The organism is Streptomyces qinglanensis (genome assembly GCF_900111245.1).
Classification (GTDB): domain Bacteria; phylum Actinomycetota; class Actinomycetes; order Streptomycetales; family Streptomycetaceae; genus Streptomyces; species Streptomyces qinglanensis.
Genome location: NZ_FOGO01000004.1, coordinates 276,710 through 297,988, shown reverse-complemented (window position 1 = coordinate 297,988; position 21,279 = coordinate 276,710). Strand labels below are relative to the sequence as shown.

The 21,279-nt window shown below is 72.8% G+C and carries 18 protein-coding genes; 3 read left to right on the top strand and 15 right to left on the bottom strand.

Annotated features, from left to right (window positions below; genetic code table 11):
• Positions 1 to 186 precede the first annotated feature (186 nt).
• The gene (locus BMX65_RS11130) at positions 187 to 1,779 is read left to right on the top strand and encodes a CocE/NonD family hydrolase (RefSeq protein WP_075000040.1); all 1,593 of its coding nucleotides are present in this window, start codon (positions 187 to 189) and stop codon (positions 1,777 to 1,779) included.
• 32 nt (positions 1,780 to 1,811) lie between these two features.
• Here the strand turns inward: BMX65_RS11130 and BMX65_RS33445 are convergent, their stop codons facing one another.
• Positions 1,812 to 4,184, bottom strand: coding sequence for a serine/threonine-protein kinase (locus BMX65_RS33445; RefSeq protein ID WP_075000039.1), 2,373 nt, complete (start codon positions 4,182 to 4,184; stop codon positions 1,812 to 1,814).
• Positions 4,185 to 4,612: 428 nt separating this feature from the next.
• The gene (gene ggt / locus BMX65_RS11120; protein ID WP_239501958.1) at positions 4,613 to 6,532 is read right to left on the bottom strand and encodes a gamma-glutamyltransferase; all 1,920 of its coding nucleotides are present in this window, start codon (positions 6,530 to 6,532) and stop codon (positions 4,613 to 4,615) included.
• A 148-nt stretch (positions 6,533 to 6,680) separates the two neighbouring features.
• Between ggt and BMX65_RS11115 the strand changes: the two genes are divergently transcribed.
• Entirely contained in the window at positions 6,681 to 7,400 is a 720-nt protein-coding gene (locus BMX65_RS11115; RefSeq protein WP_177214239.1) for a hypothetical protein, read from the top strand.
• Positions 7,401 to 7,412: 12 nt separating this feature from the next.
• Here BMX65_RS11115 and BMX65_RS11110 read toward each other — a convergent pair whose 3' ends face one another.
• The 5 genes from BMX65_RS11110 to BMX65_RS11090 all read right to left on the bottom strand — a co-directional run bounded on the left by BMX65_RS11110 (position 7,413) and on the right by BMX65_RS11090 (position 11,194).
• Positions 7,413 to 8,303, bottom strand: coding sequence for an amino acid ABC transporter permease (locus BMX65_RS11110; protein ID WP_075000038.1), 891 nt, complete (start codon positions 8,301 to 8,303; stop codon positions 7,413 to 7,415).
• Positions 8,300 to 8,944 (bottom strand): amino acid ABC transporter permease, encoded by a 645-nt coding sequence (locus BMX65_RS11105; RefSeq protein WP_075000037.1) that lies wholly within the window; start codon positions 8,942 to 8,944, stop codon positions 8,300 to 8,302. The genes BMX65_RS11110 and BMX65_RS11105 overlap by 4 nt, the downstream gene beginning before the upstream one ends.
• Positions 8,945 to 8,963: 19 nt before the next feature.
• Positions 8,964 to 9,872 (bottom strand): glutamate ABC transporter substrate-binding protein, encoded by a 909-nt coding sequence (locus tag BMX65_RS11100; RefSeq protein ID WP_075000036.1) that lies wholly within the window; start codon positions 9,870 to 9,872, stop codon positions 8,964 to 8,966.
• Positions 9,873 to 9,935: 63 nt separating this feature from the next.
• Positions 9,936 to 10,673, bottom strand: coding sequence for an amino acid ABC transporter ATP-binding protein (locus BMX65_RS11095; RefSeq protein WP_075000035.1), 738 nt, complete (start codon positions 10,671 to 10,673; stop codon positions 9,936 to 9,938).
• A gap of 77 nt (positions 10,674 to 10,750) precedes the next feature.
• Positions 10,751 to 11,194, bottom strand: a complete 444-nt coding sequence (locus BMX65_RS11090; protein ID WP_075000292.1) for a DUF6278 family protein — start codon at positions 11,192 to 11,194, stop codon at positions 10,751 to 10,753.
• A 177-nt stretch (positions 11,195 to 11,371) separates the two neighbouring features.
• Here BMX65_RS11090 and BMX65_RS11085 point away from each other — a divergent pair, with 177 nt between their 5' ends.
• Positions 11,372 to 13,216 carry an SGNH/GDSL hydrolase family protein gene (locus tag BMX65_RS11085; protein ID WP_107437458.1) on the top strand — a complete coding sequence of 615 codons (1,845 nt, stop codon included), beginning with the start codon at positions 11,372 to 11,374 and terminating at the stop codon, positions 13,214 to 13,216.
• Positions 13,217 to 13,255: 39 nt separating this feature from the next.
• Here the strand turns inward: BMX65_RS11085 and BMX65_RS11080 are convergent, their stop codons facing one another.
• The 8 genes from BMX65_RS11080 to BMX65_RS11045 form a co-directional block, all read right to left on the bottom strand.
• Positions 13,256 to 14,035 (bottom strand): exodeoxyribonuclease III, encoded by a 780-nt coding sequence (locus BMX65_RS11080; RefSeq protein ID WP_019357141.1) that lies wholly within the window; start codon positions 14,033 to 14,035, stop codon positions 13,256 to 13,258.
• 47 nt (positions 14,036 to 14,082) lie between these two features.
• Positions 14,083 to 14,760 carry an MBL fold metallo-hydrolase gene (locus tag BMX65_RS11075; RefSeq protein WP_177214238.1) on the bottom strand — a complete coding sequence of 226 codons (678 nt, stop codon included), beginning with the start codon at positions 14,758 to 14,760 and terminating at the stop codon, positions 14,083 to 14,085.
• Positions 14,750 to 16,048 carry a bifunctional 3-oxoadipate enol-lactonase/4-carboxymuconolactone decarboxylase PcaDC gene (gene pcaDC, locus BMX65_RS11070; RefSeq protein ID WP_075000034.1) on the bottom strand — a complete coding sequence of 433 codons (1,299 nt, stop codon included), beginning with the start codon at positions 16,046 to 16,048 and terminating at the stop codon, positions 14,750 to 14,752. Before pcaDC ends, BMX65_RS11075 begins: the two co-directional genes overlap by 11 nt.
• Before the next feature lie 194 nt (positions 16,049 to 16,242).
• Entirely contained in the window at positions 16,243 to 16,812 is a 570-nt protein-coding gene (locus BMX65_RS11065) for a hypothetical protein (RefSeq protein ID WP_075000033.1), read from the bottom strand.
• Positions 16,813 to 16,871: 59 nt separating this feature from the next.
• Positions 16,872 to 17,966, bottom strand: coding sequence for an ROK family glucokinase (locus BMX65_RS11060; protein ID WP_019357145.1), 1,095 nt, complete (start codon positions 17,964 to 17,966; stop codon positions 16,872 to 16,874).
• Positions 17,967 to 18,179: 213 nt separating this feature from the next.
• Positions 18,180 to 18,977 (bottom strand): ATP-binding cassette domain-containing protein, encoded by a 798-nt coding sequence (locus BMX65_RS11055; RefSeq protein ID WP_075000032.1) that lies wholly within the window; start codon positions 18,975 to 18,977, stop codon positions 18,180 to 18,182.
• A complete protein-coding gene (locus BMX65_RS11050; protein ID WP_079171819.1) occupies positions 18,974 to 20,077 on the bottom strand; it encodes an ABC transporter permease in 1,104 nt (367 codons plus the stop codon). The genes BMX65_RS11055 and BMX65_RS11050 overlap by 4 nt, the downstream gene beginning before the upstream one ends.
• Positions 20,074 to 21,069, bottom strand: coding sequence for a sugar ABC transporter substrate-binding protein (locus BMX65_RS11045; RefSeq protein ID WP_075000288.1), 996 nt, complete (start codon positions 21,067 to 21,069; stop codon positions 20,074 to 20,076). Before BMX65_RS11045 ends, BMX65_RS11050 begins: the two co-directional genes overlap by 4 nt.
• Between the last annotated feature and the right edge of the window lie 210 nt (positions 21,070 to 21,279).

Below are 21,279 nucleotides of genomic sequence, written 5' to 3'. Positions count from 1 at the left end.
TAGATATACGTGAGGTTGAGACCGTAAGTCCCCTCTGCCCGCCTGGCAAGAACCCGTACGGAGCGGCGAGCGGCCCGCCTCTTTACCCGTCCGTAACCTACTGATGGGTTACCCCCGGTAGCCCAACCCGCCTACTCTCCAGTCACTTTCCCCCACCCGGGTCGCCCACGACATCTGGAGCAGTGCATGCGCCCCTCCCCCACCTCCGTGCGGACCGCCTCCGCGCTCCTCGCCGGAACGCTCGCCGCCACCGGTCTGGCCGCCGCCCCCACCGCCGCCGCACAGCCGGCGCGGACCCCGGCGGCTGCCTCCCTGCCGGACTTCGTCGACATCGAGGGCGCCGGCGGCATCACCCTCAAGGCGAACGTGCTCCTTCCCGCGGGCGCCTCCACCGGCGGCACCCGGCAGTACCCGCTGATCGTGCTGCCCACCAGTTGGGCCACCCCGCAGATCGAGTACTTCGCACAGGCCCGGAAGCTCGCCGACTCCGGTTATGTGGTGGTCACTTACAACTCGCGGGGCTTCTGGCAGTCCGGCGGCCGGATCGAGACCGGCGGGCCGAAGGACATCGCCGACGCCTCCCGCGTCATCGACTGGGCGCTGGCCCACACCCCGGCCGACGAGGACCGCATCGGCATGGGCGGAGTCTCCTACGGCGCCGGCATCAGCCTGCTGGCGGCCGGGCACGACCCGCGGATCAAGGCGGTCACCGCGCTCAGCGGCTGGGCCGACCTGATCGGCGCCATCTACAGCGGCCGCACCCAGCACCTCCAGGCAGCCGGGCTGCTCGGCGCCTCGGGCGAACTCACCGGCCGCCCCAGCGCCGAGTTGCGGGAGATCCTGAAGAACTTCCTCGCCTCCGACCTGGACAAGGAGGACGAGATGATCGCCTGGGGGAAGAAGCGCTCCCCCGCGACCTATCTCGACCGGATCAACGACAACGGCGCCGCCATCATGCTCGGCAACGCCTGGAACGACTCGATCTTCCCGCCGAACCAGTACGCCGACTTCTACGAGAAGCTGCGCGGCCCCAAACGGCTGGAGTTCCGCCCCGGCGACCACGCCACCGCCGAGGCGACCGGTCTGCTCGGGCTGCCCAACGACACCTGGTCGCACGCCCGCCGCTGGTTCGACCGCTATCTGAAGGGCGAGCGCAACGGCATCGCCACCGAAGCCCCCGTACAGCTCAAGTCCCGCTCCGGCGGCGGCTACGAGGGATTCGCAAGCTGGCAGGAGGTCTCCACCGGCAGCCGCACCCTCCCCCTGGGCGGGACGAAGAAGCTGGCCACCGGCAAGGACTCCGGCGCCAACGGCGGCACGGTCCTGCTCACCGGCGTCCTCGACCAGTTCCTCAAACTGCCGCCCCTGGTGTACGTACCGCTGCTGCCGCGCTCCCGGGCAGCCGTATGGCAGTCGGAGCGCTATCGGGAGAAGACCGCGGTACGCGGCACGACAACCCTGCACACGACGGTGACCAGCAACAAGGCGAGCGGCACCTACTACGCCCACCTCTACGACGTCGGCCCGCTGGGCACCGGCAGGCTGATCACCCACGCCCCCTACACGTTCCACGACCGCACCCCCGGAAAGCCGTTCCCGGTGGATCTGGAACTGTTCTCCACCGCGTACGACGTCCCCCGGGGCCACCGGCTCGCCGTCGTCATCGACACGGTCGACCCGCTGTACGCGGAGTACAACCCGGACGGCGCCCGGCTGGAGTTCACCTCACCCGCGCACGACCCCTCACGGCTCACCGTGCCGACGGGCGGCGGCCGCTGACTCCAGGGCGGGGCGGTCCCGGCCGGGGGGGCTCAGTCCGAACCGGCCCGGCGGTAGACGCGCCCCGCCCCGTCGGGCTCCCCGACCGCGGCGACCCGGATCGCGTCGCCGCCGGCCGCGGTGATCCGCAGCGACTCGAGCGACGCCGCGCACCCGGGCGCCGAGGCCCCGTCCACCCGGTCCGGCCCGTACGTCAGGGTGTTCTCCTCCGCACCGCCGAGCGTGCTCTCCCACACGCAGGACACGCCGGCGTGCTCCCCGGCCAGCCTTACCGTCGCGGTCCCGACCCGGCCGCGGCGCAGGGTGAGGGTGCGCTCCTCGCCCTGCGCCGTGGTGCCCTGCCACTCGCCCGCCATGCTGCGGGGCACCGGGGCCGCGGGGTCGCCCACCTTGCGCAGCTTCGCCGAGAGCGACCCGCTCGGATAGACCCAGGAGAGGGTGCCGTCGGTGCGCAGCCGCAGCGTCTGCTCCCGGTAGGGGGAGCAGGACTTGGCCGCGGGGTGACTGCCGGTGATCCGGCTGGTGATGCGCAACCCCGTGCCGGCGCCCTCGAAGGCCACCAGTGTCGCCTCGCCCTCGCACATCATGTCGGCCCGGATGTTGACGGTCTTGGCCACGACCTCGCCCTGCTCGCCCTGCCGGATCTCGAACCGCCGGGTGATCGTGGAGCCGTCGGCTTCCTGGACGCTGCCCTGCCAGGCGCCCAGATAGCCCTTGGGCAGCGCACCGCCCGGAGCCGGGCTGCCGATGTCCTCCTGCGACGGAGTGCCCGACCCGTCACCGGGGGACGCCTCCGCTGCGGCATCCGGCTGCTGCCGCGCACGGTCCCCGCCGTTGTCGTACACACGCAGCGCGACGAAGGTGCCGAGACCGGACACCAGCGCCAGCAGCACACCGAGCGCCCCCAGCAACATGCCGCGCCCGTGCGCCCGTTCGGGCCGGTCCGCGGCCGGGCCGTGCACGGTGTGGGGCGGCGTGGCGGGCCGGCCGGGCTCCGGGAACTCACCGCCGTACGAGGGACGGGGTCCGGCGGGCGCGGCCGGGGGTCCCGTGACGGTCAGCATGCCGTGCACCTGCTCCTGGCCGGGCACCGGGGGCGGCGCCCCGGCCTCCGCGGCCGCTCCTCCGGTCCCGGACGCCACGGCGTCCTGATGCCCGGTGTCCCCGGGGCCTCCCTGGGCTCCGCCGCCTTCGGGGGTACTGGCCGCTGCGGTGTCGCCGGACGTGCGGGGGGCGTCGGACGCCCGGGCTGCCGCGGGGTCGGTGCCCTCCGGCCGGGGCCGGGTGACGGAGGTGGCCGGGGAGCCGGTCGCCGGAGTGGCCGCCGCTTCGGCACCGGCCGGGTCGGTGCCGTCCGTCCCCGCGGCGGGCTCCGCCGGGGTCGGGGGCGGCGGAGATTCCGGGGGCCCGGCGCCGGGGGCGGGCGGGACGGCGGGCGCCTCGGCGACCCGGGCCGCCGCGGCCCGGGCGCCGGGCACCTCCGCGTCCAGCAGCCGGGCCGCGTGCCGGCCCAAGTGGGCCACCAGGCCGGCCGGGAGCCAGGGGTCGGCGGTCTCCGGACCGGACGTGCCGGGCCCCGGCTCGTCCTCGGGATCCGCTGTCCGGTCCAGGATCTCCGGCAGCCCCGGCCGCTGCGCGGCGGACTTGGTCAGGCAGTCGGCGACCAGGGCCCGCAGTTCTTCGGGAACGCCCGCCAGATCGGGCTCCTCCTGGGTGATCCGGTACAACTGCACGTGCCCGGCGGCCCCGTCGCCCCCGAAGGGGGTGCGCCCCGTCGCGGCGAAGGCGAGCACCGAGCCGAGCGAGAAGATGTCGCTGCTCCCGGTCACCCGGTCACCGCGCACCTGCTCGGGCGACATGAACCCGGGCGAGCCGACGACGGCACCCGTCCGCGTCAGGTGTGCGTCCGCCACGGTCTCCAGCGCCCGTGCGATACCGAAGTCGATGACACGCGGGCCGTCGATGGTGACCAGGATGTTCGAGGGCTTGACGTCGCGGTGGACCAGCCCCGCCTCGTGGACGGCACCGAGCGCGCGGGCGAGCCGGTTGGCCAGGATGCGGAGGGTACGCGCGGGCAGCGGCGTCCTGCGGTCGGCGACGGCCTCGTACAGCGTGATGCCCGGTATGTAGCCGGTGGCGACCCAGGGCGGGTCCGCCTCGGTGTCCGCGTCCAGCACCGGCGCCGTCCACTCGCCGCCGACCCGGCGCGCGGCACCGACCTCCTGCTCGAAGCGGTGCCGGAACTCGGCGTGTCCGGCCAGCTCCGGCCGGACCAGCTTGACGGCGACGGTACGGCCGCGCGGTGACTGGGCGAGGTAGACACTGCCCATCCCGCCTTCGCCGAGCCGCCCCAGCAGCCGGTACTGGCCGATGCGTTCAGGATCGTCCGCACGCAGGGACCTCATGCCCTCTCCCCCGGTCCGTTCGGCCGCGACGGGCCGTCACACAGCTTTGCAGAGCGATCGTACGGCCTGTGATCAGGCGGCAACCACGCGCGGCGCACGCCGATACGCGCCGGTCCGGCGCTTCCGGGCCACCCGGCCGGACAGACCCGCGGGTGCGCCCACCGGGCTCGTACGGTCGACGTAGGGGGCGGCCGGACACAGGGCGTACGTGAACCACACGGCAGCGGAGGTGCGGTGCGGAACGGGCCACCGGGCGCGGGGCGTTCGGCTGTCGGCGCCACGGGCCGCCTCCCGCCCGGAGCGTACGGCACGGCCCGGCACGGCCAGCGGGCAGTCGGGCGACCGGCCAGGACCGCTCGGCGGGAGCGGCGGGAGCGGCGGGCGGAGCGACGCCGCGGCCCGCCCGCCGCCGGGTCCGTGCCGGTCCGTCAGTGCCGTGCGGGGTGTACGACCATCGCCGAACCGCCGCCGCGGCGCTCGGGCTCGGCCGCCGCACGCCAGTGCCCCGACCCGGGCAGCCGCCGCACCCCGGTGACCGCGCCGATCTCCGCCGTCTCCTCGAACGAGTGCCCGAGCGCGGCCAGTCGGCGGCGTACCGGACTGTCCATCAGAGCGGGCTCCGCGACGGTCTTCGCCGTGTTCCGCTGGCTGGCGCGCGGTGCGGCGATGGCGTCGACGAGCGGCATCCCGCGGTCGAGGTGGTTGGTGAGGGTCTGCAGCACCGTCGTGATGATCGTCGATCCGCCCGGCGAGCCCAGTGCCAGCACCGGCTTGCCGTGCCGCAGGACGACGGTCGGCGACATCGAGGAACGCGGACGCTTCCCCGGCCCGGGCAGGTTCGGATCGTGCACCCCGGGGGCGCTGGGCACGAACGAGAAGTCGGTCAGCTCGTTGTTGAGCAGGAACCCCCGGCCCGGGACGGTGATGCCGCTGCCGCCGGTCTGCTCGATGGTGAGGGTGTAGGCGACGACGTTGCCCCACTTGTCGGCGACGGTCAGATGAGTGGTGTTCTCGCCCTCGTAGGTGGTGGGCGCCGCCTGGTCGGCGTCCCCGCGCTCGCAGGACTCCGGCCGCCGCGGGTCGCCCGGCGCCACCGGACTCCGGAGGGCCGCGGCGTCGTCGATCAGGCATTCCCGGGCGTCCGCGAACCGCTGCGAGGTCAGTCCCCTGGTCGGCACGTCCTCCTGGGCCGGGTCGCCCACCCAGCGGCCCCGGTCGGCGAAGGCGATGCGGCTCGCCTCCAGGTAGCGGTGCAGATACGCCGTCCTGCTCAGGGAGCCCAGATCGCTGCGTTCGAGGATGTTGAGCGCCTCGGCGACGGTGGTGCCGCCGGACGAGGAGGGCGCCATGCCGTACACGTCCAGACCGCGGTAGGCGGTCCGGGTCGGGCGCTGGGAGAGCACCCGGTAGGCGCGCAGGTCCTCGGCCGTCAGGTCGCCGGGCCGCACGGTGCGGTCCGTGCCCTCGGCGACGGGCGGCTTGCGCACCGTCCGTACCAGGTCGCGGCCGATCCCGCCGCGGTAGAGCGCGTCGGTGCCCTCGCGGGCGAGTTGCCGGTAGGTGCGGGCGAGATCGGGGTTCCGCAGCCGGGAGCCGACCTCGGGCAGTTCGCCGCCGGGCAGGAACAGCTCCGCCGTCGCCGGGAAGTCGCGGAAGCGGTCCTCGTTCTGCGCCGTCTGGTCGCGGAAGGTCTGATCGACCGTGAAGCCGCGCCGCGCCAGCTCGGTCGCCGGGCGCAGCGCCTGGGCCAGCGACCTGGTGCCGTAGGCGCGCAGTGCCTTCTCCCAGGTGGCGGCGGTGCCCGGGGTGCCGACGCCGAGGCCGCTGGTGACGGCCTGGTCGAACGGGAGGGGTTCGCCGTCCTCGGTGAACAGGTTCCGGTCCGCGCTGCGGGGCGCCGTCTCGCGGCCGTCGAGGGTGTGCACCCTGCGGGTGGCCGCGTCGTAGTACACGAAGTACCCGCCGCCGCCGATGCCCGCCGAGTACGGTTCGGTCACGCCGAGCGCCGCGGCCGTGGCCACCGCCGCGTCGGCCGCGTTGCCGCCGTTCTTCAGCACCCTGATGCCCGCCGCCGAGGCGTCGGCGTCCACGCTGGAGACGGCGCCCCCGTAGCCCGTCGCCACCGGCGACTTGCCGTGCGGGTGACCGTGCCCGGCCGGGTGCCGGTCGGGCTGTGCCGGTGCTGCGCCCAGCAGGCCCGCCACCACGGCCCCGGTGCCGAGCACCGCGGCGAGACGGCGCGCCGTACGGCGGCGGGGGCGGGCGGGTCTGCCTGCGGTGTACCCACCCGCGCGGGCGGGTGGGCCGTCGTCGGGGCGCGGCGGGTGGCCGGCGGGAGAGGGCGTCATGCGGGCCTCCTTGGGGCGTGCTCCGGGGAACGCGCGTGATCCGCGCAGCGTAGTGCGGCTGACGCGGATGCGTCAGCACCCCGCGGCGAGCGGAACGGACGGCCACCCGGCCGGACGCCGCCGTCCCGAGGGCCTACGCTGCGCCCCCATGGACGAGAACCTGAGAGAGATCGCACTCGGACTGATCGCCGCCGCGCTCACCGCGGCCGCGGGCTGGCTGGGCCGCAGCTCCCTGTGGCGCCGCAGACTCCACCGCAAGCAGCGCTTCTTCGGCATGCCGGAGAACTCCTCCTGCCTGCTGGTGGTCAACCGGGACCCGGGCGTCGAGGAGTGGAAGGTGGCGCCCGACGACGTGTTCGCGCTGCTGGAGCTGTCCGGCATCATCAAGGACTGCGGTGCCAGGGCGGACATCGTCGGGCACGACACGACCCGCCAGGGGTTCGGCGAGCGCACCGAGTTCTGCCTGGGCGGCCCGGCCTCCAACCGGCGGACCGCCGCGCATCTGCAGTCGCTGCTGCCGGGGGTCTCGGTGGTCATGGACGGCGAGGCGCCGGGGGTCTTCGCCATCGGCAGCGAGCGCTACCGGGCGGAGAAGGGGACGGTCGAGCACGTGCTGCTGGCCCGGCTGACGGGCAACCAGGACGGGCCCGGGGCGCGGCCGGTCTTCCTCATATGCGGGCAGCGGCCCGTCGACAACCAGGCCGCCGCCCGGTATCTGGTGCGCCACCATGCGAAGCTCGCCCGCAAGCACGGCCGCAACGGCACCTTCTGCCTGCTGCTGAAGGTCGTCAACTCGCGTGCGTACGGGCCGGATGTGGTCGAACTGGTCGCCGATGTGACCCGCGCGGCGACGACCGCGGCGGAGTGAGGCCCGGGATGCTCACGGCTCGGCGCCGGGCATGGTGGGGGCGGCTTCGGCGGGAGCCACCGGGACGGCCTCGTTCTTGACGTTGCCGCGCTCGCGCCGTGCGACCCAGTGGGCGAACCAGGACAGCAGCATGCACAGCCCGATGTAGACCGCCGAAATCACGATCACGACGGGGATGAACGGCATGGTGTAGTCCATGTTGATGGCGATCAGCCGCCCCGCGTGCAGGAACTCCTCGTAGGTGATCAGGTAGCCGAGCGAGGTGTCCTTGAGCGCGACGACGAGCTGGCTGATGATCGCCGGCAGCATGGCCCGCACCGCCTGCGGCACCAGGACATGCACCATGACCTGGGTCTTGCGCATCCCCAGGGCGTAGGCGGCCTCCCGCTGGCCGCGATCGACCGAGAGCACACCGGAGCGGAAGACCTCGGCGAGCACGGAGCCGTTGTAGAGGGTCAGTCCGGTCACCAGGGCCGGCAGCGGCTGGACCTCCAGAGCCACGAAGACGAAGAAGATCATGACCAGCACGGGCATCGCCCGGAAGAACTCCACCAGCAGCGTGCCGGCCCAGCGCACCGGCCGGTGCTCGGAGAGCCGTCCGGCGGCCAGCAGGGCGCCCAGGGCCAGCGCCAGGACGGCCGCCAGCGCGAAGGCTTTCAGAGTGTTGCCGAGACCGCGCAGCAGCAGTTCCTGGATCCCCGCGTAGCCGAAGGGCCGCCACTTCACGAAGGCGAACTGCCCGGTCGTGACCAGCAGATGGACCACCCAGGCCAGCAGCGCCGCGAGGGCGAGGGTCGTCAGCACCCCGTAGAGCAGATGCCGGGCCTGTGCCCTGGGTCCGGGGATGTCGTAGAGCGCGGAGGGCGCCGGAGCATGCTGCCGGGTGCGGAAGCGCGGACTCATCGGGCCACCCCCCAGCGCCGCTCCATGGCGTGGAAGAGCGCGCTGATCGACAGGGTCAGGATCAGATAGCCGACGGCGATCCACACGAAGCTCCAGATCACGCTGTACCCGTTCTCGCTGAGCGTCTTGTAGGTGCTCAGCAGCTCCACGACGCTGAACGAGCCGGCGATGGCGGAGTTCTTGGCGAGCGCGATCAGGGTGGAGCCGATCGGTGCGATCACGGTGCGGATCGCCTGCGGCAGGACGACGGCGCCCAGCGTCTGCCCGAAGGTCATCCCCAGGCTGCGGGCCGCTTCACCCTGCCCGACCGGCACCGTGTTGATGCCCGAGCGCACCGCCTCGCAGATGAACGCGGAGGTGTAGCAGCCCAGCGCCAGCACCGCGAACAGCTCGAACGGCAGCGCGACACCGAAGCGGGGCAGCCCCAGCAGCAGGGCGAAGAACAGCAGCGTCAGCGGGGTGTTGCGCAGCACCGTCACCCAGGTGGTGCCGACCGCGCGCAGCGCGCGCACCGGCGCCACCCGGAACCCGGCCGTCAGCACGCCCGCGGCCAGCGCCAGCAGCGAGGAGTAGAGGGTCAGCCGCACGGTCCCCCAGAAGCCCTCGCCGTAGAGGGAGAAGTTCTCTGTCAGTACGTCCATGGGGCCGTTCGGACTCCTCTCAGCGCGTCAGCGCGGGGTCGACACGGGGCGGCCGCGGTGCGGGGCGGCCGGAGAGGCCGAGCGTGACGTCGTAGGCCCGCTTCCAGTCGCCGTTCCGCTCCCGCGCCACGAGGGCCCGGTCCAGGGCGCGGGCCAGCGCCCGGTCCTGGCGGGGCACGCCGATGCCGTACGGCTCCTCGGAGAACGCCCTGCCGACGACCTTCAGGTGCGCCGGGTCCTTGGCCGCGTAGCCCAGCAGGATGGTGTCGTCCGTGGTGACCGCGTCGACCTGATGGTTGAGGAGGTTGTCCACGCAGATGGCATAGCTGTCGTAGGCGACCGCGTCGGCACCGGGGTAGTCCGCCTGGATGCGCTGCAGCGGGGTGGAGCCGACCGCCGAGCAGACCTTCCGGCCGGCCATCTCGTCCGGGCCGGTGAGCTGCTTCTCGTCCCGCCGCACCAGCAGCCGCTGCCCGGCGATGTAGTAGGGCCCGGCGAAGCCGACCAGCTTCTTGCGGCCCTCGTTGATGGTGTAGGTGCCGACGTAGTAGTCGATCTGGCCGTTCTGCAGGGCGGTTTCCCGGTTCGCGGAGGCGATGGCCCGGTAGGTGATCTGCCGGTCCGGATCGAATCCGAGCGAGGCCGCCGTCATCCGGGCGATCTCGATGTCGAAGCCGCTGTACGCGCCGGTGGCCGGGTTCTTCTCGCCCATGCCGGGCTGGTCCTCCTTGACGCCGATCGTCAGCTTCCCGTCGCGGTGCGCGCTCCGCCAGGTGGGTGAGGTGGGCAGCGAGAAGTCCCGGTCGACGGCGTAGTGCGGAAGTCTGCCGGGCTGCGGGCCGCGGGCGGGCGGACTGCCGGAGGCTCCGCACCCGGCGACGGCGAGCAGCAGCAGCCCGGCGGCCAGGCAGCGGGCGGGGCGGCGCACGGCGCCCCGGCGGGTGGCACGGGTACCGCTGGACGGAGCAGGCGCAGGCACGGCCGGGCCCCCTCAGTGCTCGAGGATCTTGGCGAGGAAGTCCCTGGCGCGCTCGCTGCGGGGCGCGGTGAAGAACTCGCCCGGGGCGCGGTCCTCGACGATCCGGCCGTCGGCCATGAACACCACGCGGTGGGCCGCCGAGCGGGCGAAGCCCATCTCGTGGGTGACCACGACCATGGTCATGCCGTCCCGGGCGAGCTGCTGCATGACCTCCAGGACCTCGCTGATCATCTCCGGGTCGAGTGCGGAGGTGGGCTCGTCGAAGAGCAGCGCCTGCGGATCCATGGCCAGGGCGCGGGCGATGGCCACCCGCTGCTGCTGGCCGCCGGAGAGCTGCGCCGGGTACTTGTCCGCGTGCTCGGCCAGGCCGACCCTGCGCAGCAGTTCGCGGGCGTCCGCGTACGCCTCGTCCTTCTTCCTGCCGCGCACCTTGAGCGGGGCGAGCGCCACGTTGGCCAGCACGGTCTTGTGCGCGAAGAGGTTGAACGACTGGAAGACCATGCCGACTTCGCTGCGCAGCCGGGCCAGCTCCCGGCCCTCCTCCGGGAGGGGGCGCCCCGCCAGGGTGATGGTGCCGGACCCGATCGTCTCCAGGCGGTTGATGGTGCGGCACAGCGTCGACTTGCCGGAACCCGACGGTCCGATGACGACGACGACCTCGCCGCGGCCGACGGTGAGGTCGATGTCCCTCAGCACGTGCTGCGTGCCGAAGTACTTGTTGACTCCGCGCAGCTCGATCAGCGGTTCCATAGGAAACGGAAACTATCGGGCCGAACGGGTCATCACCGGGATGACACGCAGCAAGGCGATATACCGGTCGGCGTACGTCAGTCCTCGCTGACCTCGGCGTACGCCTGGGACAGCTCCGGCGAGCCCGTCTCGGCCCAGTTGGTGCCCTCCTCCAGCACGTCGGCCTCCCGTCCGGACGGCAGCCGCACCACCGGCTGGCCGTTCGGCCACCGCACCCAGCGGGCCCCCGGCACCGACCGCACCATCACGGTCCCCAGGTAGAGCCCGGCGTCCGTGCCGAGCCACGGGGTGACCTCGGGGTCCTCGCGCCAGTGCGGCAGCAGTTGGTCCAGCGCGGCCAAGGACTCCACCGAGTCGTCGAGTTCGACACCCGCCCCGCGCGCCTGCTCGCGCAGGAGTTCGCATTCGGAGAGGAGCTGCGTCGCGGTCTCCGGATCGTCCGACAGCCGGCGGCTCGATGCGACCGCCCCTTCGGCATCCGGGTGGGGCTTGCGCCAGTTGTCCAGAAAGGGGAAGTGCATGCGCATCAGCGTGGCATTCTCGCGCCCGTGGGCACTATAGGCGCGCTGGGTGCGAAACCCGGCCGGTTTGGGCCGCCGGACACCTTGACGCCGCGTCAGGGCCTCTCTAACTTCACCCCGCCTCGGTGGAATCCGGGGTGCACGCACCGCAGTCGGAGTCCCACGAGAGGGCATCACGTGCGCAGACGTACCTGGACCCGGTCCCTCACCGTCCTGGTGGCCGCCGTGGCCGCGACGGCACCGACCCTGGTGGCGACGGCCACCGCACAGCAGAGCACCCGGCAGACGGCGCCCGCGGACCCCGGCGCCGAGCGGCCGCTCCCCCTGGCACGCCTCTACGACAACCGCGCGATCAGCGACGACGCCGCACCGGATGCCGGCGACTTCGACGGCGCCGGGCGCTCCCTCTCCGCGCAGGACCTCGAGGCCGCCGGCTGGGGGCCCGGCGCCCGGCTGGACCTGGACGCGGCCGCACTCCGCTGGCCGGACCGGGCCCCCGGCCGCCCCGACAACGTCCGTGCGGACGGACAGCGGGTGCGGGTCGGCGGCCGGGGCGAGGCGCTCACGTTCCTGGTGGCCGCCACCTCGCCGCACGGCCCGGCGGACGCCGCGGGCGGCGAGGGCACCGTCCGGTACCGGGACGGCTCCCGGAGCCGCTACACGCTCACCGCGGGCGACTGGCGCGGCGGACCGCTGGCCACCAAGGCCGTCGCGCTGCCCCACCTCAACACCCGGCAGGACGGCCAGGTCGCGGAGAAAGCCCGGATCTACGCGGTCACCGTGCCCCTGGAGCACGGCCGAACGGTCGGTTCGGTCACCCTGCCCCGGGATCCGGGCGCCGACGCCGATCTGCACGTCTTCGACCTCGCGGTGCGGCCCGAGGCCACCGGCTGGACGGGGAGCTGGTCCGCCGGTACCGGCGGCTACACCGGTACCGGCGAGTGGCGGGACCGGACGCTGCGGCTGGTCGTCCACACCTCGGCGGGCGGCCCCCGGGCGCGGATCCGCCTGGAGAACACCTTCGCCGCGCAGCCGGTCCGCATCGGGCACGCCTCGATCGCCGTGCAGAAGAACGGCGCCGCCGCACACCGGCGACCGACCCCGCTCACCTTCGACGGCGGCCGCCTCGGCACCCGGATCCCGGCCGGGGCCCGCGCCGTCAGCGATCCCGTGGGCTTCGACGTGCCCTCGGAGACCAATCTGCTGGTGAGCATCCATCTGCCCGGCCCGGTCTCCGCGGCTCCGGTGCACAGCGTGGCGAAGCAAACGTCGTATCTGAGCGAGGACGGCAGCGGCGACCGCACCGGCGAGACCGGCGGGGCGGCCTTCACCGGTTCGCTGTCCCGATGGCCGTTCCTGACCGGCGTCGACGTGCAGGGCGGCCCCGGCTCGGTCGTCACCCTCGGGGACTCCATCACGGACGGCGTCCGCTCCACGGAGGGGGCCAACCGGCGCTGGCCGGACGTGCTGGCCGGCCGGCTGCTGGCGCAGAGCAGGGTGCCGCGGCTCGGGGTGCTCAACGAGGGCATCTCCGCCAACCGCATCGTCACCGACCGCTATCCCGGCGACGGCGTCAGCAGCGACACCGCGGGGGTGAGCGCACAGCACCGGCTGGAGCGGGACGTGCTGGCCCAGACCAATGTGCGGACGGTGGTGCTCTTCGAAGGCATCAACGACGTGCGCTGGGGCGCCTCGGCCGAGGAGGTGATCGCGGGGATGAAGGCGATCGCCGCGCGGGCGGCCGAGCGCGGCACGCGGGTCGTGGTGGCGACGATCACGCCGTGCGAGGGCTACCACGACTGCACGGCGGAGGTCGAGGCCAAGCGGGCGAAGGTCAACGCCTTCGTCCGGGACAACGGCGGCCGCTTCGACGCCGTCCTGGACTTCGACAAGGTGGTGCGGGACCCCTCCCACCCGGAGCGGATGGCGCCCAAGTACGACTCGGGCGACCATCTGCACCCCGGTGACGCGGGACTGCGCGCCCTCGGCGAGTCGGTCGACCTGCGGCTGCTCACGGACTGAACCGCGCCGCCGGGGACCCGGCCGGGGAGCGCGGGGGCGTCACACCTCCAGGTCGACCACCACCGGAGCGTGGTCGGAGGCGCCCTTGCCCTTCCTGGCCTCCCGGTCGACGTAGGCGTCCGAGACCGCGGTGGTGAACGCCTCGTTGCCGTAGACGAGGTCGATCCGCATACCGCGGTTCTTCGGGAAGCAGAGCTGCCGGTAGTCCCAGTAGGTGAACGGCACGTCGTACTTGAGCGGACGCGGGTGGACGTCCGAGACGCCCGCCGCCTCCAGGGCGGCGAGCGCCTCCCGCTCCCGGGCGGTCACATGGGTGGCGCCCTCGAACTCGGCGATGTCCCAGACGTCCTCGTCGGTCGGCGCGATGTTGAAGTCGCCCAGCACCGCGAACGGCGTCGCGGCGGAGGCGAACTTCTCCGCCGCGTCCCGCAGGGCCGCCAGCCACTCCAGCTTGTACTCGTAGTGCGGGTGCCCCACCTCGCGCCCGTTGGGTACGTACAGCGACCACACGCGCACCCCGCCGCAGGTGGCCGCGGCGGCGCGGGCCTCGACGGCGCCTTCCCAGGCGGGCGCGCCGGGCAGGCCCAGCGCCGGGTCCTCGATGCCCACGCGGGAGAGGACCGCGACGCCGTTCCAGCGGCCCTGCGCGCTGACGACCGACTCGTAGCCGAGCGCGCGCAGCTCCTGCTGCGGGAAGGCGTCGTCGGACACCTTGAGCTCCTGCAGGCAGAGCACGTCGGGCTGGGCGGACTCCAGCCACTGCGTCAGGCGGGGCAGTCTGGCCGTTATCGAGTTGACGTTCCAGGTGGCAATTCGCATGCGGACTCCGTCGGGGTCACGGGGGTCGTCCCCCGGCAGACTGCAGGCTACCGCGCCAGTCGGACACTCTCGCCGGGCCGGAGCTGGTTGTGCGCCGCGCCACCCGTTCCGGGGCCGCCCTCGCCCAGCATCCGGCCGAAGAATGCCAGTCCGAGGTCGCCCAGCAGTCCGTCGTGGACGTCGTAGACCTGCGCGGGGCTGACGGTGCGGACGTAGTCCAGCACCTCGGCGTACTTGTTCCAGGGCGCGTACACCGGCAGCAGCAGCGTCTTGACGGGCCGCTCGGGGACGGTGAGCGCGTCACCGGGGTGGAAGACCAGCCCGTCGACGACGAAGCCGATGTTGGTGATCTGCGGGATGTCGGGGTGGATGACCGCGTGCAGCTCCCCGTGCACCTCGACCTCGAATCCGGCCGCCTCGAACGTGTCACCGTGGCCCACGGTGTGGACGCGGCCCGGGAAGGCTCCGGAGAGCTGTTCGGCGACGCTGCGCAGCGTCCAGATCTCCGCTTCCGGATTGGCTTCCATGGCGGCCCGCAGCCGCAGCTCGTCGAAGTGGTCGGGGTGTTCGTGCGTGACGAGCAGCGCGTCCGCGCCCAGCCCGGCCTCCTGCTCGCTGTAGCCGCCCGGGTCGATGACGAGGGTGCGGCCGTCCTTCTCCAGCCGGACGCTGGCGTGGCCCTGTTTGGTGAGCTTCAGCGCGGTGTCGTTGGCATCAGTTCCCATGGGGCTCATTCTCCTCCCGGGGCTGCCGGTGGTCCTCCGGGGTGGTCTCCTCCCGGATCACCCGCTGGGCGACGGCGAACGCCGAGTTGGCCGCGGGCACCCCGCAGTAGACGGCGGTCTGCAGCAGCACCTCCTTGATCTCGGCGGGGGTCAGCCCGTTGCGCAGCGCGGCCCGGACGTGGAAGGCCAGCTCCTCCAGATGGCCGCGGGCCACCAGCGCGGTCAGCGTGATCACCGAGCGGGTGCGCCGGTCGACACCGGTACGGGTCCACACCTCGCCCCAGGCGTACCGGGTGGCGAAGTTCTGGAAGTCCTCGGTGAAGTCGTCGGTCTGCTCCAGGGAGCGGTCGACGTGGGCGTCGCCGAGCACCTCGCGGCGCACCTTCATCCCCGCGTCGTAGGAGTCGGTGCGCAGCGCCGCCGCAGCGCCGGACTCCAACTCGGCGACCGCGGACGTCTGCGGCGGCACGGGGCTGATGACGGGCGCCGGGGCGGGCGGACCGGCGGCCGAGTCCTGCCAGGTGGTGGTGAAGTGCCGGATGAGCAGATCGGTGACGGCCCCGGGCTGCTCGACGGGCGTCAGATGCGAGGCGCCGGGCACGATCGCGAGCCGCGCGTCGGGGATGCCCGCGACCAGGGCCCGGGCCTCGGCGGGCGGGGTGATCTGGTCCTCGGCTCCGGCCATGACCAGCGTGCCCACCCCTATGCGGTCCAGCGACTCCTTGACGTCGAAGGAGGCCAGCGCCTCGCAGGCGGCGATGTAGCAGCCCGGGTCGGTGGTGCGGACCATCTGCACCGCCCACTCGACGATGGCGGGCTGTGCGGCGGCGAAGCCGGGGGTGAACCAGCGCTCGGGGGTGGTGCGGGCGATCGGGTCGAGCCCGTTGGTCCGGATGACGACCCCGCGCTGCCGCCAGCTGTCCGCGGTGGCGAACCGGGGCGAGGAGGAGATCAGCGCGAGCGAGGTGACGCGCTGCGGGGCCCGCAGCGCGAGCTGGACGCCGATCGCGCCGCCGAGGGAGCAGCCCGCGTAGCCGAAGCGCTCGATGCCGAGCTGGTCGAGGGTGGCCAGCAGCCGCTCGGCGTAGGCGTCGGCCGAGTCGGCGGAGTAGGCCGGGGAGCCGCCGTGCCCGGGCAGATCGAATCTGAGCACCCGCCAGTTCCGGGACAGCTCGGGGATCTGCCGGTCCCACATGTGCCAGGTGGTGCCGAGGGCGGGGCCGAGGACGAGTACGGGCGCGTTGTCGGGCCCGTCGGTCCGGTGCTGCAGCGTCTGGGCGGGGGTCACCGTGCTTCACCTCGAGCTGACGTGCGGGACGGGTTGGGGGAGGGACGGCCGTTGCTCACGCGTGCACGCTATCGAGCGGCGGGCGGTTCGCCTGCCCCGGGGGCGCCCGCTCCGGGGCACAGAGCGCGTCCGTGGCGGCAGCGTGCGCGGGGCGTGCGGAGCGCGTGCGCAGGCCGTGGAGAAAGCGTGCGGGCTCAGAATTCGGCGGTGGAGACGACGTAGACGCGGGGTCTGCTCGGATACGTCGTGTCCACCGTGACCACCAGGTCGGGCTCGCTCCCGGGCTGGTCGAGGCGCAGGCTCCGGTAGTGGCTGCTGGGCTCGTCGAACCGCCAGCCGACCACTCTGGCCTTGCGTCCGCTGATCGCGACCTCGCCCTCGGCCAGTTCGGCCCGGCTGCTCCCGATGTCCTCCAGGAACTCGGTGAGCCGCTTGGGGCTGGTGCGGAACTGCACCCACATGGTGCTCTTCTGCCAGGCGTTCGCCTCGTAGAAGGCCACCCGGGTCGAGGAGACCGGTACCGGGACGCTGTAGATCCGCTGGCTGACCTTGGGGGGCCGCGCGTAGGTGAGGCTGGTCGCGGCGGCGGCGCGCTCCTTGTCCTTGCCGCTGGCGCGGCTCTGGAAGGCCGACTGCACCAGGTAACCGGCCGGCAGCGCGATGAGCAGCACCACGATCACCAGTACGGCGAGGCGGTGGCGGGGCAGGTGCGGGGGGCGCTCGCGGGGCTCGGAGGGGCGGGGGCTGTCGTCGGTGTGCGGCATGGCGCTGGGCGTCTCGGGGTGTGTGGTGGATGTCCGGCGGGGCGGCTGTCCCGGCCCCGTCACTGACCGACGGCCCGGCGCAGGTTGTCCGCCGCCCGCTCGTAGCGCTCGTAGCGCTCCAGCCGGCGCCGGTTGGCACGCCGGAAGCGACGGGCCACCAGCCGGGCCAGGTCCGCAGCACCGACCATACCCGCCTCGGGCCCGAGCTGTGCCTTCACGATCCGGGCCTCCGGCCGGTAGCCGCGGCCGGTGAGCTGCCGCCGGAACGCCTCCCTGGCGGGTTCGATCAGCAGTTCGTCGGCGGCGCTCACCCCGCCGCCGACCACGAAGCAGGACGGGTCCAGGGCGGCGGCCAGATTGGCCAGGCCCACCCCCAGCCAGGAGCCGACCTCGTGGAAGAGCTCCGTGCACATGGCGTCGCCGGAGCGGGCGAGCTCGGTGATCAGCGGCCCGGTGATGTCGCCGACCTGGCCGCCCACCCGGTCGATGATGCCGTAGGCGACCGGCGACTCGGCGGCCGCCAGCTCACGGGCCTCCCGGACCAGCGCGTTCCCGGAGCTGTACTGCTCCCAGCACCCTCTGTTGCCGCACGGGCACCGGTGACCGCCGGGTACCACCTGCATATGGCCGAACTCACCGGCCACCCCGTACTTGCCGCGCTTGACCCGGCCGTCCTCCAGGATGGCGCCGCCGATCCCGGTGCCCAGCGTGATCATCACCAGGTGGTCCTCACCGCGCCCGGCACCGAACCGCCACTCTCCCCACGCCGCGGTGTTCGCGTCGTTGTCCACCATCACCGGCACCGCCAGCCGCGCCGTCAGCGCGTCCTTGAGGGGCTCGTCGCGCCAGGCGAGATGCGGCGCGAACAGCACCCGGGAGCGGTCCGCGTCGATCCACCCCGCCGCGCCGATGCCGACGGCGTGCACGTCGTGCCGGTCCGAGAGGTCGAGCACCAGCTCCGCGATGGTGTCCTCGACCACCTTCGGGCTCTTCGACTTCTCCGGCGTCTCGGCCCGGACCTTCTCCAGGATCACCCCGTCGGCGTCCACGACACCGGCCATGACCTTGGTGCCGCCGATGTCGATACCGACGGTGGGAACGCGGGGTGCCGACAGATGGGAGCGGCGCTCACGCGTGCTGACGGTCCTCAGCACGCTCGGGCTGGGGCCCGTCCGCCGTCGGTGGACCCGGTCTGCTCGCTGAAAGCTGTCCGCGTTCAAGAGGTGGTCGTCTCTCTGGGAGGGGTCTCACGGGTGCGCCCGCTGCTGCCAGGGGTCAACGGTACGTCGTCCGGCGCACGGGCGCTCGGAGTCCCGTGCACCGCCGGGCCCGCCCCGGCTGCGGCCGGCGGGCCCGGAGCACCGGGCTCAGTCGCGCTGCAGTTCGTGGCTGAGCTGGTCCAGTTCCGAACCGCCCGCCATCTGCCGCACCAGCTCCTCCAGCTCCAGCCCGTCCTTCACGTAGGACCCGGCCATGGTGCCGCGCTTGAGCAGCACGAAGCGGTCCCCGACGAGATAGGCGTGGTGCGGGTTGTGGGTGATCAGCACGACGCCGAGGCCGGCGTCCCGGGCCGCGGCGACGTACTTGAGGACGACCCCGCTCTGCTTGACCCCGAGCGCGGCGGTGGGCTCGTCCAGCACCAGCACCTTGGCGCCGAAGTGCACGGCGCGGGCGATGGCGACGGACTGCCGCTCGCCGCCGGACAGCGTCCCGATCGGCTGGTCGACGTCGCGCAGGTCGATGCCCATCCGCAGCAGCTCGCTGTGCGTGGTGCGCCGCATGCGCTGCACGTCGAGCCGGCGCAGCGGTCCGCGGCCGGTCGACGGCTCGGAGCCGAGGAAGAAGTTCCGCCACACCGGCATCAGCGGGACGACGGCCAGGTCCTGGTAGACGGTGGCGATGCCGCGGTCCAGCGCCTGGCGCGGCGAGGAGAGCCGGGTCTCCTCGCCCTGGATGCGGAAGGTACCGCCGTCGTGCTGGTGCAGCCCTGAGATGATCTTGATCAGGGTGGACTTGCCCGCCCCGTTGTCACCGAGCACACAGGTGATCTCCCCGGGCCGCACCGTCAGGGAGATGCCCTCCAGGGCCCGGATGTTGCCGTAGAACTTGCTGACGTCGGACAGCTCGACGAGCGCCCCGTCGTCGGCCGGCTGTACCTCGCTCATCGGGTCGCCTCCGCCCGCTTCCGGATCCACGCGTTCAGCAGCGTGGCGAGCAGCAGCATCGCGCCGAGGAAGAACTTGAACCAGTCCGGGTCCCACTGCGCGTAGATGATGCCCTTGTTGGCCATGCCGAAGATCAGGGCGCCCACGGCCGCGCCGACCGCGGAGCCGTAGCCGCCGGTCAGCAGGCAGCCGCCGATGACGGCCGCGGCGATGTAGATCAGCTCGTTGCCGACGCCCTCGCCCGACTGGACGGTGTCGTAGTTGAACAGCAGGTGCTGGCCGGAGATCCAGGCGGCGAACGCGACACCCAGATACAGGCCGATCTTGGTGCGGGCCACCGGAACGCCGACGGCACGGGCCGCGTCCACTCCGCCGCCCACCGCGAAGATCCAGTTGCCGACGCTGGTGCGCAGCAGGATCCAGGTGGCCGCCGCCACCAGCAGCAGCCACCACACGATGGTGATCTGCAGATCGACGCCGCCGAGGGTGAGCGTGGAGGCGAAGACGGCCTTGGCCGAGTCGAAGCCCTCCATGTCGCTGATGCTCTTGGTGGTGACCGTGCCGCTGATCAGTTTGGTGAGGCCGAGGTTGAGACCCGTCAGCATCAGGAAGGTGCCCAGCGTGATGATGAAGCTGGGCAGCCTGGTGCGGGTGAGCATGATCCCGTTGAAGAGCCCGATGGCCAGTGTGACCAGCAGCGACACCCCGACGCCGACCCAGGTGTTGGCCGTCATCTGGTAGCTGAACATCGAGGAGGCCAGCGCGGAGGAGGTCACCATCACGCCGGTCGACAGGTCGAACTCCCCGCCGATCATCAGCAGCGCCACCGGCACCGCCATGATCCCCAGGGTGGAGGAGAAGTAGAGGACCGTGGAGAGGCTGGAGGGGCGCAGGAAGCTGTCCGCGACCAGCGCGAAGAAGACGAACAGCGCGAGCGCGCCGACCACGGCGCCCAGCTCCGGGCGCCGCAGCAGCCGGACCGCCAGCGGGCGGTGCACCAGCCGCTCGTCGACCGCCGCCGGGGCCGCCGGGCGGGGGTCCTCCGGCAGTGGGGAGCCGTCCTGGGCGCCCTGGCCGCCGGGCCGGGCCGGGGCCGTCATCGGGTGCCCCGCTTCGTCAGCTCGGCCAGCTTGCCCGCGTCCTTCTTGGTGAGGATCTGCGGCCCGGTGAGCACCGGCTTGCCGCCGCCGAGCATGTCGGCGTTGTAGCGGTAGAGCCAGAGCAGGTCGACGGCCTCGTAGCCCTGCATGTAGGGCTGCTGGTCGACGGCGAAGCCGATCGTGCCGTCCTGCAGTCCGGCGGCGACCTTGTCGTTGAGGTCGAAGGTGTCGATCTCGGCCTCGCTGCCCGCGTTCTCCTTCGCCTTCGCCGCGGTGGCCGCGAACGGCGCGCCGAGCGTGACGACCGCGTCGACCTTCTTGTCGGACTGGAGCTTGGCCTCGACCGACGACTGCACGCCCGGCATGTTGGTGCCGTCCACGTACAGGTTCTTGACCTTGCCGTCGAACGTCTTCTCGATGCCGTCGCAGCGCTGCTCGTGACCGACGTTGCCCTGCTCGTGGATGAGGCAGACGGCCTTCTTCCGGCCCCGCTCGTTCAGCTCGCGGCCGACGGCCTCACCCGCGAGGACCTCGTCCTGACCGATGTGGGTCAGCGCGCCGAAGTCCTGCGAGACCTCCTGGCCGGAATTGATCGTGATGACCGGGATGCCGGCCTTCACGGCCTTCTTGACCACGCGCTTCATCGCGTCGGGCTTGGCGAGGGTGACGATCAGGCCGTCGACCTTCTTGTCGATCGCCGTCTGGACGAGCTGCGCCTGGCGGCCGGCTTCCTTGTCGTGCGAGTAGAGGAACTCGATGTTGTCCTTGTCGGCTGCCTGCTTGGCGCCGCTCTGCACGATGTCCCAGTAGGTGTCGCCGTCGCCGGAGTGCGTGACCATGGCGACCTTCCAGCGCGGAGTGGTCACGTTGGCCTTGCCCGAGGCCGCCTGCTCGCGCGCCTCCTCCGCCCGCTTGCCGCCGGTGCTGCTGCACCCGGCGAGCGCGGTCAGCGCGACGACCGTCGCCGCCACCGCGGCCCCGGTCGTACGTATGGACCTGCGGAACCTTCGCCGGGACCTCTGCACGCTGGCCACCTGTCCTGCTCTCTGGGTAGGTATACGGTCGGGAACCGCCCTGGATCTTCGCACACATATCCGCCAAGGTGGCCGGAAACCCCCTGCCGGGCCCGCGCCCACCCCCTCCGACCGGGATGTGTAGCGGCGAGCAGGGCGGCCGTCAACGTCATCGGCTCGGGGCTCTCG

What these genes read in the sequence shown, in the direction of transcription:
- BMX65_RS11065 (WP_075000033.1), bottom strand. Translation starts at nt 16,812, where the DNA reads ATGCCGCACACCGACGACAGCCCCCGCCCCTCCGAGCCCCGCGAGCGC.
- BMX65_RS33445 (WP_075000039.1), bottom strand. Translation starts at nt 4,184, where the DNA reads ATGAGGTCCCTGCGTGCGGACGATCCTGAACGCATCGGCCAGTACCGG.
- BMX65_RS11090 (WP_075000292.1), bottom strand. Translation starts at nt 11,194, where the DNA reads ATGCACTTCCCCTTTCTGGACAACTGGCGCAAGCCCCACCCGGATGCC.
- BMX65_RS11105 (WP_075000037.1), bottom strand. Translation starts at nt 8,944, where the DNA reads ATGGACGTACTGACAGAGAACTTCTCCCTCTACGGCGAGGGCTTCTGG.
- BMX65_RS11080 (WP_019357141.1), bottom strand. Translation starts at nt 14,035, where the DNA reads ATGCGAATTGCCACCTGGAACGTCAACTCGATAACGGCCAGACTGCCC.
- BMX65_RS11075 (WP_177214238.1), bottom strand. Translation starts at nt 14,760, where the DNA reads ATGGGAACTGATGCCAACGACACCGCGCTGAAGCTCACCAAACAGGGC.
- BMX65_RS11050 (WP_079171819.1), bottom strand. Translation starts at nt 20,077, where the DNA reads ATGACGGCCCCGGCCCGGCCCGGCGGCCAGGGCGCCCAGGACGGCTCC.
- BMX65_RS11095 (WP_075000035.1), bottom strand. Translation starts at nt 10,673, where the DNA reads ATGGAACCGCTGATCGAGCTGCGCGGAGTCAACAAGTACTTCGGCACG.
- BMX65_RS11115 (WP_177214239.1), top strand. Translation starts at nt 6,681, where the DNA reads ATGGACGAGAACCTGAGAGAGATCGCACTCGGACTGATCGCCGCCGCG.
- BMX65_RS11130 (WP_075000040.1), top strand. Translation starts at nt 187, where the DNA reads ATGCGCCCCTCCCCCACCTCCGTGCGGACCGCCTCCGCGCTCCTCGCC.
- BMX65_RS11055 (WP_075000032.1), bottom strand. Translation starts at nt 18,977, where the DNA reads ATGAGCGAGGTACAGCCGGCCGACGACGGGGCGCTCGTCGAGCTGTCC.
- BMX65_RS11110 (WP_075000038.1), bottom strand. Translation starts at nt 8,303, where the DNA reads ATGAGTCCGCGCTTCCGCACCCGGCAGCATGCTCCGGCGCCCTCCGCG.
- ggt (WP_239501958.1), bottom strand. Translation starts at nt 6,532, where the DNA reads ATGACGCCCTCTCCCGCCGGCCACCCGCCGCGCCCCGACGACGGCCCA.